This window comes from Glycomyces tenuis DSM 44171 (assembly GCF_000427885.1).
Taxonomy (GTDB): Bacteria; Actinomycetota; Actinomycetes; order Mycobacteriales; family Micromonosporaceae; genus Glycomyces; species Glycomyces tenuis.
The window spans coordinates 1-16,875 of sequence record NZ_KE386600.1; the positions used below are offsets into that span (position 1 = coordinate 1).

Below are 16,875 nucleotides of genomic sequence, written 5' to 3' on the forward strand. Positions count from 1 at the left end.
GGCGAGGCGCTGGCGCCGGAGCCGACGAAGCCCCAGGCGTTCATCGTCTGACCGGCCGCGATATTGGCGTTCCAGCCCACGTCGCTGGCCGTCACCGAGGAGCCGCTCGAACTGACATCGGCGTTCCACGAACTGCTGATCGACTGGCCCGAAGGCCACGTCCAGCTCAGGGTCCACCCGCTCACCGCGCTGTCGCCCGCGGTGATCAGGACGTTGCCCTGCCAGCCCGAACCCCACTCGTTCACGACGTCGATCACGGCGGTGCAGTCACCGTCGCCGGTGGGAGGCGGCGTGGTGTCGTCATCCGGCGGAGTCGTGTCGTCGTCCGGGGGAGTGGTGTCGTCGTCGGGCGGGGTCGTGCCGTCGTCCGGCAGGTCGCCGCTCAGCGTCGGCGTCGTCCAGCTCCGCCACTGCGAGAGGTTGCCCGTCTCGTTGGGGGAGGCGTTGAACACGCCCGGAGGCTGGCCCGAGCCGTTCAGGAACGCCTGGATGCTCTGCTGGAGCGGCTGGCGCCACTCCGAGCGCGAGGCGCAGTGCGTGCCGTCGGAGACGTTGGAGTGGTAGGAGATGTTGTCCTCCACGCCGAGCGCCTTGTATACCTCGGCGCCGCCGAGGGCGGCCACGTGGCCAGAGGTGGCGCCCAGCCAGTCGACGTGCGGGTTCTCCATGATGAACAGACCGCGCGGGGCGATCATGCCGACCATCTCGTGCGTGTCGACCGGCAGCCCGCTCGGGTTGCCCGTGTACGAGCCGAAGGCGTCGCCGAGCCACGGCTGCTCGCCGTAGGCGCTGCTCAGCGGCTGGGAGCCGCTCTCCTGGGCGATCGAGCGGAAGGCCGGCACGCCGCCGGTGCCCGACTCGATCGGCATGGTCAGGTCGATGCGCTGGTCGAACGCGCCGGCCACGAAGGCGCCCTTGCCGTAGCGGGAGCAGCCGGTGACGCCGGTGCCGTCGGTCAGGACGTTCCCGCCGGACTGCTCGATGACGTCGATGATGCGGCTGACGCCCCACGCCTGGGCCATGAGGATCCCGGTGCTGCTGGAGGAGCCGTAGATGTCGTAGAAGGCCCCCTGCTTGTTGTTGCGGGAGGTGCCCTCGGCGCCGACCGCGCCCGGGTCGTAGTTGATGACGGCCGCGCCGGCGGCCTGGATGGCGCCGGTGTCGGCGCCGAAGCCGCCGTAGACGATGACGGCCGGGAAGGGTCCGGAGCCGCTCGGCAGGGAGACCGAGGCCGAGAAGCTGGTGCTGCGGCCCTGGTCGCTCACGTTCACCGTGATGCTGGACGAGGTGACCGTCCCGGTGACGCTGTCGGGCGGGGCGGGCTTGTCGCCGTAGACGGTGCCCTCCGCCAGCTCTTTGATCTCGGCGCGGCGGCACTCCCACTGGTCCTTGGCGGTGATGCGGGTGCCGTCGATTTTCGTGAACGGATCGGGGAGTTGGGAGTTGGAGGGCGTCGTGCCGGGGATGGACACGTCGCAGTCGGCGCCGTCGAACTCCGAGGCGGCCTCGAACTGGGCGAGGGCGACGGGCTCCTCGGCTTCGGCGGTGGTGAGCGTCGGCACCAGCATTGCCGCTGCGGCCGCGAGCGCCGCCAGCGCGACGAGCGCCACGCGGATCCTGGAGCGGCCCAAGCTGATATTCATTTGGGCTCCTTTCGGTTAGGGATGACCTGTCGATATAGATCGACGTTTATCAATATCTATTGACGTACTGGGTCTGTTCAGGGTGTGGACGGGTGACGGGATCGGCGGCACCGCACGGCGGTCGGGTGCTTCCGGGGTCCGGGCGGCGTCGACGTCACACGGGGAGGGTGGAGGGGAGCGCTCCAGTGCGCCGATATCGGGACATGTTCGATGACGCCATGGCAAGGTCCTTGTCTGGCCAGGGGCGGCAGTCCATCATCGACGGTGAAGGAGGGCGGGCGCGGTGGAGTCTCCGTACGCGCCGGCGCCGACTCGGACCACTCGAGCCGAAATTTTCAATGAAAGTTTCAGTGAGGGTTCCCAAAGTATACATAGAGACATATCGATAAGCAAGCGCTCTCGCGCCGCGGTCGTCGCGTACTGTCGAGACAGCAGCCACCGCCGCGAAAGGATCCCCGACATGCCACGAGTCAGGACGCTCGACGACCTCCGGCACTGGTGGGACAGGCACGCCGAGGACTACGACCGCTCGATGAGCTGGGCCGAGCGCAAGCTGTTCGAGGACACCAGGCCCTGGATCGCCGGACGGGCCCGCGGACGCACCCTGGAGGTCGCCGTCGGCACCGGCCTCAACCTCGAGCACTACCCGGACGACGTCGCGATCACCGGCGTCGAGCTGAGCCCGCGCATGCTCGAGCGCGCCCGCCGCCGCGCCGCCTCGCTCGGCATCGACGCCGACCTCCGCCTCGGCGACGCCCAGCGCATGGACTTCGACGGCGCCTCCTTCGACACCGTCGTCGTCACCTTCTCGCTGTGCTGCGTGCCCGACGAGGCCCGCGCCGTGGCCGAGATGGCGCGCGTCCTGCGCCCCGGCGGGCTCTTCCTGCTGGCCGACCACGTCGAGTCGACCTCGATGTGGATCCGCGCGCTCCAGCGGGTGATCGAGATCGGGTCCGTCCCGTTCGCCGGAGAGCACTTCCGGCGCCGCCCGATCCGGCACGTCGAGGCCGCCGGGCTGCGCATCGAGGAGCACGACCGGTTCAAGAAGGGCATGATCGAGCGCCTCGCCGCCCGCAAACCCGAAGACCGCGCGTGATCGCTCTCGGCGCCCGGTGGGGCGGGAGGCCCGCTTCGCGGTGAAAACGCTTGCGCCCCGGCGCCGCACGAGATTGAATGTGCCCCGTGGAACCAGCACAGGTGGCCGAACGCCTCGGCCTAGGGCCGTTGCGGCGACCGGCGTCCGTGCTCAAGGACGGCGAGCCCTACCCGGTCTGGAAGCTCACGACCGACTCGGGCACCTGGGTGGTGAAGGTCTGCCGGCCTCCGGACTTCACCCGGGACGCGCTCGCCCAGGCCTGGAAGCTGGAGACCGCGGCCTGGTGGCTCGGCGTCGCCATGCCCGAGCCGCACTTCCCCGGACGTCCGGCGCCCCGAATCTGGCGGCCGATCGACGACGACCACTTGGCCAGGGCCACGAGGTTCCTCGAAGGCACCCACCCCTCGGCCCCGCTGACGCCGCCGCTGGCGCGGTGGGCGGGGGCGACCATCGCGGCCCTGGAACGGCTGGGCATCCCGGCCGACCCGGCGGTCGACGCCGACTTCGACACCTATCCCGAATCCGACTGGGACGACTGGCTCGACCAGGCGAGACGGCTCGGCGTCCTCGATACCGCCGCCGCCGGCACCCTCAAGGACACCGCGATGCGGATCAACGAGATCGCCGAGGCGAGCACCGCGGAGAAGCTCGTCATGCACCGCGACTTCTCGACCGCCAACATCCTGGTCACCGCCGAGGGCCCGGTCCTGCTGGACTTCGACCACGCCGGTCCGCAGCCGCCGTGGTGGGAGCTGGTCTCCGCGGCCTTCTACCTGGCCGGGCCGGAGCTCGGCACCGTCGAACCCGACCGCGCGAGCGTCGAGGCCTGCCTGGCCGGCTACGAGGCCGCGGGAGGACGCGGCGGGCCCAGGGACGAGACGGCCTTCACCGGCATGCTCGCCGGCAGGCTCTCCACCACGGCCCACGAACTGTGGATGGCCTGCGGGCACCGAGGCGGCAGCCCCGAACTCCAAGCGTCGTTCGCGCGCGCTCTCAATGCCTCGATCCCCGCACTGGCCGGGCAACTCGACGCCACAACCACATGGACGGCCTGGCTGCGCGCCTTATACGGACCCGCCCCCGCTGGGACGTCTGATGCAGTGGGTGTCGGCGGCGCTCGCGTCGCTTGACGCGCGGCGTGGTCCGCTCTGGGCGCCTCTCAGGATTCGAACAGGCAGAACTCGTTGCGCTCGGGGTCGGCCAGCACCAGCCATTCGGGGTGCCGTTCCACCACCGAGGCGCCCAGCGACAACAGGCGTTCCAGTTCGCCTTCGGCCGCGTCCAGGTCCAGGTGCACCCGGTTCTTGACGGTCTTGGGTTCGGGAACCCGTTGGAACCACAGCGAAGGGGCGCCGCTCGGCCCCTCCACCAGCACCGTCGGATCGTCCTCGGGATCGAGCACCCCTTCTGCGCGCAGCCGTTCGAGCTCCTCCTCGTCGTAGGGCGCCACCTCGTACCCTTCCAAGGCCGCGGCCCAGAACCGCGCCAGTGAGGCGGGATGGCGGCAGTCGAAGACGATGTCACGCAGGCGAGCCATGGGCCGACACTACTGCCGCGCCCGTACCGTCGGCAATCCGATTCCCGCATCGTCAGGGCAGTCCGTCTCGGGACAGGCGGTGCCCGCGGGCGCTTTCGCGCCCGCGGGCACCGGCTAGCTCAGGCGGGCAGGGTCCACTGCTGGGTCCATAGGCCGTTGCAGTCGTAGATCTCCAGTCTGGTGCCGTCGGCGGTGCCGCCCTGCGGCACGTCGAGGCAGCGGCCGGACTGCGGGTTCAGCAGCGAGCCGTTCGACTGCGGCACCCACTGCTGGGCCCCCGACCCGTTGCACTCCCACAGCTGCACGGGCGTGTGGTTCGCCGTGCCCTGCGCGTCCACGTCGAGGCACTTGCCGAAGGCGCGGATCGTGCCGTCGGCGTTCACCGACCAGTCCTGGCCGCTGGCGGTCCCGCACGTCCACAGTTGAGCGCGGTTCCCGTTCGCGGCCGTGTTCGTGTCGACGTCGAGGCACTTCCCGCTCTGCGGGTTCACGATCGCCCCCGTCGGGCCCGGCACCGAGCCGATGCCGAACCGCACCTCGCACTGGTTGCCCTGGCCCAGCCAGGTCGCCGCCAGGTACAGGTAGCTCGCGCCGTCCTCTCTGGGGATCGCGGGCGTCGAGTAGCCCGGGCAGGAGGGCTCGCCGGTGTTGTAGCCGCCGGTGGGGTCGACGGTCACCGGCGTGGCCGCCTCGAACCACTCGCCCTCGCCGAGGTTCCGGTTCGCGAACAGCACCGTGCCGGACTCCTCGAGGATCGTCTTGTTCCCGGTGGGGCCGGCCACCACGCGCTGGCCGGAGATGAGCAGCGTCCCCTCTGGTCCTCCACTGGGGACCCATGAGATGTACGGCGTGTGCAGCAGCTCGCGGTCGTCCGAGGTCCGCACCAGTGTGCCGCGGTCGCCCGCCGGTCCCCAGTAGAGCCCATCGTCGCTGAACTTGACGTACACCTCGCACGCGTGGTCGGCGTCGGTCGCGTCGCGGCACAGCTCGTAGCCCATGGCGATCCGCCCGTCGGGCAGCTCGGCGAAGGTCTGCATGCCCGGCCGCGCCCGGTCGTCGGCGGGGAAGACGACGTCCTCGGTGAGGGTGGAGCTCCACGTCGCGCCGCCGTCGGTGGACGTGTAGTGGCCGATGCGCTGGTTGTTGGTGGGGCTGTTCGCGGGCCGCTCGTCCGAGATGAAGCAGGCGAGCGTGCCGTCGTCGGCGACGAGGAAGGTCGGCTCCCAGATGCCGTGCCCCCAGCCGTTCGGCATGCCGGAGGTCTGGGTGCAGTTCGACAGGTACGACCACGTGTGCCCGCCGTCGGTGCTCTTGAAGACCTCCACCTTCTGGGTCGTGTAGTCGCCGACGTTCCAGGCGGTGCCGGCGGCGAGCAGGTCGCCCCGGTTCAGGCCGGGGATGTCGCGCGGCACCTCGAAGAGGGTGGGTGCCTCGAGGTCCCAGCCGGGCGTGTTGGAGCCGAGCTCGGAGATCTGGCCCCAGCTCCGGCCGCCGTCGGTGCTGCGGTAGATCGGCAGGGTGGTCGGCGCGCCGTGGCCGCCCTTCGCGAAGGTGGCGAGCATGGTCTCGGCGGACGAGCCGTCGTGTTCGAGGCCGATGGCGCGCGGGTAGCCCGCGGTGCCGTTCGGGTGGGTGCCGAGGTCGGGGGAGTAGAGGACGGAGCCGGGCTCGGCCGCCGCGGCCGGCGCGAGGCCCGCGAGCGTGCCGACGGCGATGAGGATCGCGGCCGCCAGCAGCGCGAACGCGCGTCGCGCCGGGGCGGCCCACTGACTGGTGGTTCCCGTCATGGGGGTTCCTCCTGTGGATGCGGGGACGTCCGCGGATTTGCAGACGTTGCAAACACCATGTCAGATATTTGCCTACGTTGCAATAGGCGTTTTTCGATACTTCGCTACCCGAGCGTGCTCTCGCGCGCCACCAGCCGGTGCGGGGCGACGACCTCCTCGGCCTCGGCGTGAGGGTCCTCGATCCGCGCGGTGATCCGCCGGACCGCCTCGCGGGCGATGAACGGCGTGTCCAGCGAGACGGTGCTCAGCGACGGCCGCGTGAAGCGACCCTCCTCGATGTCGTCGACGCCGATCACGGCCACGTCGTCGGGCACGCTCAGCCCGGCGTCGAAGACCGCCCGCATCGCGCCCACCGCGAGCAGGTCCGAGAAGCAGAAGATCGCGTCGGGCCGCGGCGAGACCTCCAGCAGGACCTTCGCGGCCTCGTAGCCGTCGGTGCGGCTGTAGTGCGGCGCCGGGGTGGCGTACTCCGGCCGCGCCTCCAGGCCCGCCTCCTCGAGCGCCGCCTCGTATCCGGCGGTCCGCAGCAGCGGCGTCGCGTACTCCTCCAGGGGCTGCGCGCCGATGGCGGCGATGCGCGTGCGGCCGATCTCGACCAGGTGCGCCACGGCGTCCCGCGCGGCCCGCACGTTGTCGATCGCCACGTGGTCGTAGCGGCCGTCGAACTCGTGCTCGCCGAGCAGCACCAGCGGCAGGTGCTCGGAGCGGTGCATGTCGAGCAGCTCGGACTTCGTCACGAGCGGGCTGAAGAGGATCCCGTCGAAGAGCATCGTGCGGTCCTCGCCCATGAGCAGCCGCCGCTCGCGCTCGTGGTCGTGGCCGGTCTGGTCGATCATGACGCGGTATCCGAACTCGGCGGCCGCGTCGATCACGTCCCGGGCGAGCTCGCTGAAGTACGGTACATCGATCTCGGGAACGACGAGGGCGAGCATTCCGGTGCGGCCCGTGCGGAGGGTGCGTGCGACGGGGTTGGGGCGGTAGTCCAGTTCCTCGATCGCTCGCAGCACGCGCTGGCGCATGCGCTCGCTCACATGGGTGTAACCGCTCACCACGTTGGAAACGGTGCGGACGGAGACCTGTGCCAGTTCGGCGACGTCTCGGAGTGTTGCCGGCATGCGGCCATCCTACCGTTTGCAACGTCGGCAAAGAAGTGCTAGGTTTTGCACACGTTGGCAAATCACACAAGGGAGTGTCCATGCAACGCCATCTCCTCCGGCGCCGCGCTCTGCTCGCGTCCGCCGGGCTCGCCGCCGCGGCGCCCGCACTCGCCGCCTGCGGCCCCGACATCACCTCGGGCGACGACTCCGGCGAGTCGAACATCCTGAAGGCCCCCGACAAGCGCGAAGGCGAGATCACGATCTGGGACCGCTCCGGCGATCTCTTCGAGGTCTTCGAAGGCGTCATCGCCGACTTCAACGCCGTCTACCCCGACATCAAGGTCAACCACGTCGCCGTCGACATCGACGCGAAACTCCAGAACACCCTCATCACCGGCGCCGACGTGCCCGACGGCGTCTTCCTCGACGACGCCAAGATCGGCGGCTACACCGACTACCTGTGGGACCTCAGCGAGGTCCTCGCCCCCTACGCCGGCGACATCGCCCAGCAGAAGATCGACGTCAACACCGTCGACGGCGCCATCTACGGCGTGCCCTACGACCTCAACCCCGGCCTGCTGTTCTACAACGCCACCGCGCTCGAAGCGGCCGGCGTCGACGCCGCCGCCATCGAGACCTACGACGACCTGCTCGAGGCCGCCCGCCAGTACAAGGCCGCCGTTCCCGACGCCGGCCCCATCCACCTCGAGCAGTCCGCCTTCCTCGGCCAGCTCCAGCTCGAGATGTACGCGAACCAGCTCGGCACCTCCATCGCCGACGCCGACGGCCAACTGCGCCTCGACAGCCCCGAGTACCTGCGGATCCTCGAATTCCTCGACACGGTCCGGACCGAAGGGCTCGGCACCCGCGCCGAATACCTCACCCCGACCGACGTCGCCGAGATGGACAACGGCAACCAGGTCTTCTACCCCTGGGCGATCTGGTTCAGCTTCGCCCCGCAGCAGATGCTCACCGAGACCTCCGGCGACTGGCGCGCCATGCCGCTGCCCGCCTGGGACGCCGACGGCGCCCGCTCCGGCGCCATGGGCGGCTCCTCCTTCGTCCTGCCCAAGGACGGCGCGAACGCCGACCTCGCCTGGCTCTTCTACGAGTTCCTCATGTTCGACGAGGTCGGCTACACGGCCGTGTGGGGCCCGAACGACACCTACCCGACGGGCCTGAACACCTCGATCCCCGCCTACGAGCCCGCCGCCGACCCGGCGGCGCCGCTCTTCGAACCGGTCGAGGCGCTCGGCGGCCAGGACCTGTGGGCCGTCGCCACCGAGGCCGGCGCCCAGATCCCCGGCGGCACGCCCACCCCGAGCTGGTGGGACGGCGCCGTCGACTACCTCGGCAACGACATCCAGCGCATGCTCGACGGCGACATGACACCCGAAGAGGTGATCGACTCCTCGACCGAGCAGATCCAGACGAACCTGGTCGACCGACAGTGACAGCCGTGACAGCCGCCCGCTCCGCGGGAACGAATCGGAAACGCCGCGCCGGCGCGTCGGGAGTGCGCAGGCGCCTGGCGCCGTACGTGTTCGTCCTGCCGTTCGTCGCGATCTTCCTCGCGTTCAGCGTCTACCCGCTCTTCTACACCGCCCGCCTGAGCTTCACGAACTGGCGCGGCACGGGAGCCGCGGAGTGGGTCGGCTGGGAGAACTACACCTACCTGCTCACCAGCCCGGCCTTCTGGAGCTCCCTGGGGAACTCCGCGACCCTCTGGCTCCTCATCATCCCCGCGCAGCTCGTCCTCGGCGTGCTCGTGGCCGTGCTGCTCAACTCCGCGACGCTCAAACTGCGCGGCCTCTACCGGGTGGGCTTCATCGTCCCCTTCGTCACCCCGCTCGTGGCCGTCGCCCAGATCTGGGTGGTGCTGTTCGACCGGGACTACGGCGCCGTCAACGCCCTGCTCGGCCTCGTCGGACTGCCCGACGTCGGCTGGCTCACCACCAGCGCCTGGGCCAAGCCGACCCTCGCGCTGCTGTTCCTGTGGAAGACCACCGGCTTCATCGTGATCATCCTGCTCTCCGGGCTCCAGTCGATCAACGGCTCGATCTACGAGGCCGCCGCCATCGACGGCGCCTCGAAACCCCGGCAGCTGTGGAGCATCACCGTCCCGCTGCTGCGGCGGACCATCATGTTCGCCGTCGTGCTCCAGACTCTCGCGGTGTTCCAGATGTTCGCCGAGCCGTTCGTCGTCACCCAGGGCGGGCCCTACAACTCCACCACCACGGCCGGCTACTACCTGTACAACCACATCACCAGGGCGGACCTGGGCACCGGCGCGGCGAACTCCTTCCTCCTCGTGATCCTCGTGATGGTGCTGTCGCTGATGTTCGTCCGCATGCTGCGAGCGAAGGACTGACGATGACCGCGACCGCCAAACCCGAACGCCGCACGCGTCCGCGCATCGGCTCCCACGTCTTCCTCATGCTCCTGCTCGTGGCCTTCCTGGCCCCGGTGGCGTGGGCCCTGGTCTCGGCGTTCAAACCCGCCGGCGACATCGTCTCCTCGCCGCTCACCTTCGACCCGAGCGAGTTCACCCTCGACAACTACCGGGCGATGTTCCAGGACGTGCCCATCGGCCAGGGCTTCTTCAACACGGCCGTCGTGCTCGTCTTCAAGGGCGCCATCACGATGTTCTTCGCCCCGCTGGCCGCCTACGCCTTCGCGAAGTACCGCTTCGCCGGCCAGAACCTCGTCTTCGGCGCCGTCCTGATCACCCTCATGCTGCCCACGATCGTGCTCATCATTCCGCTCCTGCTGGAGATGAAGGCGCTCGGCTGGGTCAACACCTACCAGGCGCTCATCCTGCCCGGCGCGGTGGACGCGTTCGCGATCTTCTGGATGCGGCAGGTGATCAGCGCCGTCCCCGACGAGCTGCTCGACGCCGCCCGCGTCGACGGCTGCGGCGAGTTCGGCATCTTCTGGCGCGTCATCGTGCCCGTCATCCGGCCCGGACTGGCCGGGCTCGGCGTGCTCACGATCATGAACATCTACAACGACTTCGTCTGGCCCGTGGTGGTCGCGAGCGACGAGCGCATGGCGACCCTCCAGGTCGTGCTCTCCACGCTCGCGCAGAACATCACCGGCAACCGGATCGGCGCCGACTACGCCACCGTCACAGGCGAACTGCTCGCGGCGAGCTCCGTCGCACTCATCCCGCTGCTGGTGCTGTTCATCTCGCTCCAGCGGCATTTCATCAACGGCATCCTGGCCGGCAGCGTGAAGGGCTGACGCATGACACTGACCCGACCCGAGACCGCGGCGACTCCCCCCGAGACCGACGCGGCCCCGCCTCCCCGCCCCGAGTACCCGCGGCCCGACCGCGACCGCTCCGAGCGCTGGGTGAACCTCAACGGCCGGTGGGACTTCGAGGCCGACGGCCACGAAGGCCCGATCACCGTGCCGTTCGCGTGGGAGAGCGAGGCCTCGGGCGTCCACCGCACCTGGCTGGAGCGGGGCGTCTACCGGCGGACGGTCACCGCGCCCGCCGACTGGGCCGGATCGCGCGTCGTCCTCTCCTTCGGGGCGGTCCACCACCGCGCGGTGGTGCGCGTCGACGGCGCGCTCGTCGGCGAGCACGTCGGCGGATACGAGTCCTTCGAGTTCGACGTGACCGAGGCGCTCACCCCAGGCGTGAGCGCCGAACTCGAGGTGTCGGTCACCGCCCCGGCCGACAAGCGCGCCATCCCGCACGGCAAGCAGCGGTCGATCCCGCGCGACGACTACGACGGCGTCTCCTTCACCCCCACCTCCGGCATCTGGCAGACCGTGTGGCTCGAGGCCCGCGGACGCACCTACGCCCGCTCGGTCGCCCTGCGCGGCGACAGCCTCACCGGCATCGACATCGCTGTGGACCTCGCGGGCGACGCCCCGGAGGGCGCTGAGGTCACCGCGACCGTGCTCGGCACCGGCGAGACGGCCGCGCTCACCGCCGACGGCTCCGGGCACGCCACCGGGCGGATCGAACTCGCCGAGCCGCTCCTATGGTCGCCCGAGCGGCCGCACCTCTACCGTGTCGAAGTCCGCACCGGCGACGACCGCGTCGTCGCCGCGACCGGCCTGCGCCACTTCGAGACCCGAGGCGAGGAGCTCCACCTCAACGGCGAGCGGATCTACCTGCGCGGCGTGCTCGACCAGGGCTACTGGCCCGACACCGGCCTCACCGCGCCCGACGCCGCCTCGCTGCTGCGCGAGCTCGAACTGGCGCGCGGCCTCGGCTACAACCTCGTGCGCAAGCACCTCAAGTTCGAAGAGCCGCTGTGGCTGCACGAGGCCGACCGCACCGGCATGCTCGTGTGGGCCGAACCGGCCGCCCCGAGCCGGTTCTCACCGGAGGCCGCGGCCGCGTTCGAGGCGCAGCTGCCCGCGATGGTCGAACGCGACGGCAACCACCCGAGCATCGTGATCTGGGGGCTCTACAACGAGGAATGGGGCCTCGACTGGGACATCCCCGGCAGCGCCGCGCGCGCCGAGGCCGCGGTGCACGCCTACGAGCGGCTGCGCGAACTCGACGACACCCGGCCGATCGTGGAGAACTCCGGCTGGTCCCATGTGCGCACCGACCTCGTCGACTGGCACTACTACGAACCGAAACTGGCCGTCTGGAAGGACTTCGTCGCGCGCCTCGCCGCGGGGGAGCGGGACGACTTCCCCGTCCGGCTCGCGCCCGACTTCGTCGTCGACAAGTCCCTGTACGGCTCCGCCGAGGTGCCCAGGAGCGGGATCCCGATCGTCAACAGCGAGTACGGGGAGGGCTTCACGAGCCTGGAGCGGGCCTGGCATCTGCGCTGGGAGACACAGGAGCTGCGGCGGCACGACCGCTACGCCGGGTACGTGTACACCGAGTTCGCCGACGTCGAGCACGAGGCCGCGGGCCTGCTCGACACCTGGCGGCGGCCGAAGGACTGGGGCGGGGCCCGCCCCGCCGACGTCAACGCCGACACCGTGCTCGTGCTCGACCTCGTGCCGCTCGCCGCGGGCGCCGACATCGAACCGCCGACCGGGCCGCTCGCGCTCGACGTGCACGTCTCGCACCACGGCCGGGACTCGGTGTCCGGCGCCGTGCACGCCGCCTGGCTGCCCGCCGGGACGCCCGTCGGCGTCCCGGTCCCGAAGCCGGAGGTGAGCAGCGGCCCCGTGACGGCCGAGCCGTTCCGGCTCTCGTCCGCGGCGACCATCACCGTGCCGCCGCCGAGCGGCCCGGCGCGGCTGCTGCTGTGGCTCGCCGACGAGAGCGGCCGCGTCCTGGCCCGTTCGTTCCTCGACGCCGCCGAAGTCGAGCCGCCGAACCGCCGCGGCGCGCGCCCCGGCGAGTTCGAAGACGCGCCCGCCCCCGGCCTCGCCTGAAGGCGTGGCGCCCGGCCGGTTCCCCGCGCGAATACGCCGGGAACCGGCCGGGCGCCACGCCTGGCAACCGATCGCCTTCGACGACTCATGATTTGAGCGGTATTCGCTATTTAAACGTTCTTGTGAATTAAATACTCGATTCCGCCTGCTCGCACTCGCCGGTTGTGCAAATGTGGTTTCCGCCGACTGTCGAGTGGAGTGATCACATGGCCGGAAACACCCGTATGTCCGTTCGGAGCGCCCGGAGGGCGCGCCGAGGGATGTCTGCGCTTGCCGCACTGGGCCTCGCGCTCGGATCCGCGCTCGTGGCCGCGGTGCCCGTCTCGTCCACCGCCGAGGCCGCCCCGCTCGAACCGGCCCCGGGCACCCCGGGGGTGCCGGCCGACCCCTCGCTCGTCTTCATGGAGGACTTCGAGAACGGCGACCCCGCGACCTACACTCCGCTGGTCGACTACGTCGGTACGGCCGGAACCACCTACACCGCCGAGAGCACCTGGACCAACCTGGAGGACTGCAACGGCACGATCCTCAGCTACCTCACCGAAGAGGCCCCCTGCCCGAACGACCAGCTGAACAGCTACCCCCGCAACAACATCCGCCGCTTCGCGGACGTGCTCGGACAGGTCGGGGCCGGAGTCGAAGGCGGCACCGACGACAATCCGGCGAACGGGTCGACGGACGCGACCAAGTCGAACCGTGCGCTCGCGGCGTTCACGCGCGAGCTCGATCCGGCGGCGAACGCGATCGAATTGCAGTCCAGCAACACGGCCGACGCGGGGATCACCGAACCGCGGTTCCTGACCTTCTCGGTCGACGTCGTGGAAGGCTCGTGCGACTACCTCGGCGGCGAGAACAACTCCCGCCTGGACTTCTTCCTCGCCTGGGACGGGGTGGAGCACCCGACGCAGGACGAACCGATCATGGCCTGCCGCGACGAGGGGACCGGCTCGTACACCTCGGATTGGATCGAGCCGGGCGGCTGGGGCGACAGCGGCGGCGACTACGTCCGGGCGGGGACCTTCTACTCCAACGGATCCCAGCTCGTGCCGCCGGACGTCGACCTCAGCATCGTCATGCGCAACCAGACCGGAAGCGGCCAGGGCAACGACCACGGCATCGACAACATCCGCCTGATGGACGTCACGCCGCAACTCGACAAGGCCTTCTCCCCGACCTCGGTGCCGGTGAACGGCACTTCCACGCTGACGTTCACGGTGACCAACACCTCCGAGCTCTCGGCCAAAGCAGGGTGGGGATTCACCGACGACCTCCCCGAGGGGCTGGTCGTGGCCGATCCCGCGAACACCGGCGGCACCTGCCAGGCGACCACCGCGGCCGACCCCGGCGGCGGCACCATCACGGTGACCGACGGCGTCCTCGACGAAGGCGAGGTCTCCTGCACCATCACCGTCGACGTCACCTCGGACACGCCGACCGGGGACGAACCGTCGCCCAAGACGTACGAGAACTGCTCGGCGAACGTCACCGACCGGGTCGGCCTCCTCGAACCGGGCTGCGCGACCGTCGAGTTCTACTCCGAACCCGAGCTGGACATCGAGAAGGACTCCGACGCCACCGCCGACACCCGGGCGGGCGACACCGTCACCTACACCGTCACCGCCACCAACTCCGGGACCGGCGACTACACAGTCGACAATCCCGCCGTGGTCATGGACGACCTGTCCGACGTGATCGACGACGGCACCTACAACGGCGACGCGACCGCGGACGTCGGCGACCCGCCCTCCTACGCCGAACCGCTCCTGTCGTGGAGCGGCCCGCTCGCGGTGGGGGAGACGGTGACGATCACCTATACGGTGACCATGGGAGCCGACGGCGACCATCAAGCGCGCAATGTCGCCTGGGAACCGAACGACCCCGACAACCCGACGCCACCGGCGTGCGACCCTCCGGGCGACGACGGCAGGGATCCCGTGACCGGGGAGCCCTGCGACGAAGCGGTCGTCCCGCTGCCCGCGCTCGCGGTCACCAAGACGGCGGCCCCGACCGAACTGCCCGCGGTCGGCGAGGTCCTCACCTACACCGTCGAAGTCCAGAACGTCGGCGAAGCCGACTACACCGAGACCGCGCCCGCCACGGTCACCGACGACCTGACCGAGGTGCTCGACGACGCGAGCTACAACGGCGACGCGGCCGCCACGCCCGAGGGCGGCACCATCACCTATGTGGAACCGAACCTCACCTGGACGGGCCCGCTCGCCGCGGGCGAGACGGTGACGCTGACCTATTCGGTCACCTACACCGGCGAAGGCGACGCGACCCTGGTCAACAACGCCTGCGTTCCCGAAGACCAGGCTCCGGACTCGCCGTGCGCGTCCACTTCGGTCCCGGCGGCCCGACTCTCCTCCTGGAAGGAGGTGACGGCGGACCCGGACCCGGCACGGGCGGGCTCGGTGCTCACGTACACGCTGCACTTCGAGAACGACGGGACCGCGGCCGCCGAGGTGAACGAGGTCGACGACCTCACGCACGTGCTCGACGACGCCGACGTGACCAGTGAACCGGTGGCCTCCTCGGACGATCTCACCGCGACCCGCGACGGCGCGCGGATCTCGATCACCGGAAGCGTCCCGGCGGGCGAGGAGATCACCGTGACCTACCAGGTGACGGTCAAAGCGGACGGTGAACGCGGCGACAACACCGCCGCCAACTTCCTGCTCGATCCGGACGAGGACCCGCCGCCGAACCCGGACTGCGAACCGGAGGACCCGGACGCGCCGGACTGCACCGAGACGCCGATCGGCGAACTCGTCGACTCGAAGTCGGTGGACCCGGCCTCCGGGACGGCGGTGGAAGCCGGGCAGACGCTCACCTACACCTTGACCTTCCAGAACGGTGGTCAGGCACCGGCCATGGTCGCTCGCGTGGACGACCTGTCTGATGTGTTGGACGACGCCGAGTTCGTCGAAGGCTCGCTCGTGGTCGATCCGGACGACGCGCTGCTGGGCGCGACATTCGACGAGGCTCAGGAACAGGTCGTCGTCGCGGGCATGGTCGGCCCTGGGGAGACGGTGACGGTCTCCTTCCAGGTGACGGTCCTGCCCGACGGGGAGCGCGGTGACAATTCGCTGGCGGACTTCCTGCTCGATCCGGGTGAGGACCCGCCCGCCGAGTGCACGGACGACAATCCGGACTGCACGGTGAACCCCGTGCCGGAACTGAGTGATTCGAAGTCGGTCGACCCGGCGTCCGGCACGGTCGTCGGTCCAGGTGACACGCTCACGTACACGCTGACGTTCGCGAACAGCGGCACCGCCGCCGCGTCGGTGGACCGGGTGGACGATCTCTCGGGCGTCCTGGACGACGCCGAGTTCGTCGACGGCTCGCTGGCCGTCGACCCCGAAGGGGCGCTGGACGCGACCTTGGACGGTGAGTCGATCGCGATCACCGGTTCGGTCTCGGCGGGGGAGACGGTGACGGTCTCCTTCCAGGTGACGGTCCTGCCCGACGGACAGCGGGGCGACAACTCACTCGCGAACTTCCTATTGGATCCGGGTGAGGACCCGCCTCCCGAGTGCACGGACGACAACGAGGACTGCACGGTCAACCCGGTCCCGGAGCTGGTCGACTCCAAGTCCGTCGATCCCGCTGCGGGGACCGCCGTTGAGGCGGGCCAGACCGTGACGTACACGCTCACCTTCACCAACGACGGCACGGCCGCTGCTGCGGTGGACCGGGTGGACGACCTGTCGGGCGTCCTGGACGATGCCGAGTTCGTCGACGGCTCGCTGGTCGTCGATCCCGAAGGCGCCTTGGACGCGACCTTGGACGGCGAGTCGATCGCCGTTACCGGTTCGGTCTCGGCGGGGGAGACAGTGACGGTCTCCTTCCAGGTGACGGTCCTGCCCGATGGTGAACGTGGTGACAATTCGCTGGCGAACTTCCTGCTCGATCCGGGCGAGGATCCGCCTGCCGAGTGCGTCGATGACAACGAGGACTGCACGGTGAACCCCGTGCCAGAGCTGAGCGATTCGAAGTCGGTGGACCCGGCGTCCGGCACGGTCGTCGGTCCAGGTGACACGCTTACCTACACGCTCACGTTCACGAACAGCGGCACGGCCGCTGCTGCGGTGGACCGGGTGGACGACCTGTCTGATGTGTTGGACGACGCCGAGTTCGTCGACGGCTCGCTCGTGGTCGATCCTGAAGGGGCACTGGACGCGACCTTGGACGGTGAGTCGATCGCGATCACCGGCGAGGTGCCCGCAGAGGCAACTGTGACGGTCACCTTCCAGGTCACCGTCCTGCCGGACGGTGAACGTGGTGACAATTCGCTGGCGAACTTCCTGCTCGATCCGGGCGAGGACCCGCCCGCCGAGTGCGCCGACGACAACGA

Annotated in this window: 11 protein-coding genes; 7 read left to right on the forward strand and 4 right to left on the reverse strand. The window is 69.9% G+C overall.

Features of this window, described 5'->3' with window-relative positions:
- The coding region (locus YWW_RS32770) for a glucuronyl esterase domain-containing protein (protein WP_026932111.1) at positions 1-1,643 on the reverse strand (1,643 nt) is incomplete at its 3' end.
- A 460-nt stretch (positions 1,644-2,103) separates the two neighbouring features.
- Here YWW_RS32770 and YWW_RS0124230 point away from each other — a divergent pair.
- Entirely contained in the window at positions 2,104-2,739 is a 636-nt protein-coding gene (locus tag YWW_RS0124230) for a class I SAM-dependent methyltransferase (protein WP_026932112.1), read from the forward strand.
- A gap of 86 nt (positions 2,740-2,825) precedes the next feature.
- The gene (locus YWW_RS0124235; RefSeq protein WP_162145998.1) at positions 2,826-3,869 is read left to right on the forward strand and encodes a phosphotransferase enzyme family protein; all 1,044 of its coding nucleotides are present in this window, start codon (positions 2,826-2,828) and stop codon (positions 3,867-3,869) included.
- A gap of 29 nt (positions 3,870-3,898) precedes the next feature.
- On the opposite strand, the gene YWW_RS0124240 is transcribed toward YWW_RS0124235, so the two are convergent.
- The 3 genes from YWW_RS0124240 to YWW_RS0124250 all read right to left on the reverse strand — a co-directional run bounded on the left by YWW_RS0124240 (position 3,899) and on the right by YWW_RS0124250 (position 7,178).
- Entirely contained in the window at positions 3,899-4,276 is a 378-nt protein-coding gene (locus YWW_RS0124240) for a VOC family protein (RefSeq protein WP_026932114.1), read from the reverse strand.
- Between the two features lie 119 nt (positions 4,277-4,395).
- Entirely contained in the window at positions 4,396-6,063 is a 1,668-nt protein-coding gene (locus YWW_RS0124245; RefSeq protein ID WP_081687737.1) for a sialidase family protein, read from the reverse strand.
- 104 nt (positions 6,064-6,167) lie between these two features.
- The gene (locus tag YWW_RS0124250) at positions 6,168-7,178 is read right to left on the reverse strand and encodes a LacI family DNA-binding transcriptional regulator (protein ID WP_026932116.1); all 1,011 of its coding nucleotides are present in this window, start codon (positions 7,176-7,178) and stop codon (positions 6,168-6,170) included.
- Between the two features lie 80 nt (positions 7,179-7,258).
- Here YWW_RS0124250 and YWW_RS36330 point away from each other — a divergent pair, with 80 nt between their 5' ends.
- The 5 genes from YWW_RS36330 to YWW_RS32780 all read left to right on the forward strand — a co-directional run.
- On the forward strand, positions 7,259-8,614 hold the full coding sequence (locus YWW_RS36330) for an ABC transporter substrate-binding protein (RefSeq protein ID WP_026932117.1): 1,356 nt from the start codon (positions 7,259-7,261) through the stop codon (positions 8,612-8,614).
- 5 nt (positions 8,615-8,619) lie between these two features.
- A complete protein-coding gene (locus YWW_RS36335) occupies positions 8,620-9,531 on the forward strand; it encodes a carbohydrate ABC transporter permease (RefSeq protein WP_026932118.1) in 912 nt (303 codons plus the stop codon).
- Between the two features lie 2 nt (positions 9,532-9,533).
- Entirely contained in the window at positions 9,534-10,403 is an 870-nt protein-coding gene (locus YWW_RS0124265) for a carbohydrate ABC transporter permease (protein ID WP_026932119.1), read from the forward strand.
- A gap of 3 nt (positions 10,404-10,406) precedes the next feature.
- Entirely contained in the window at positions 10,407-12,518 is a 2,112-nt protein-coding gene (locus YWW_RS32775) for a glycoside hydrolase family 2 protein (protein ID WP_155830391.1), read from the forward strand.
- Between the two features lie 260 nt (positions 12,519-12,778).
- Positions 12,779-16,875: DUF7927 domain-containing protein (locus tag YWW_RS32780; RefSeq protein WP_035705050.1), on the forward strand; the 4,097-nt coding region annotated here is incomplete at its 3' end.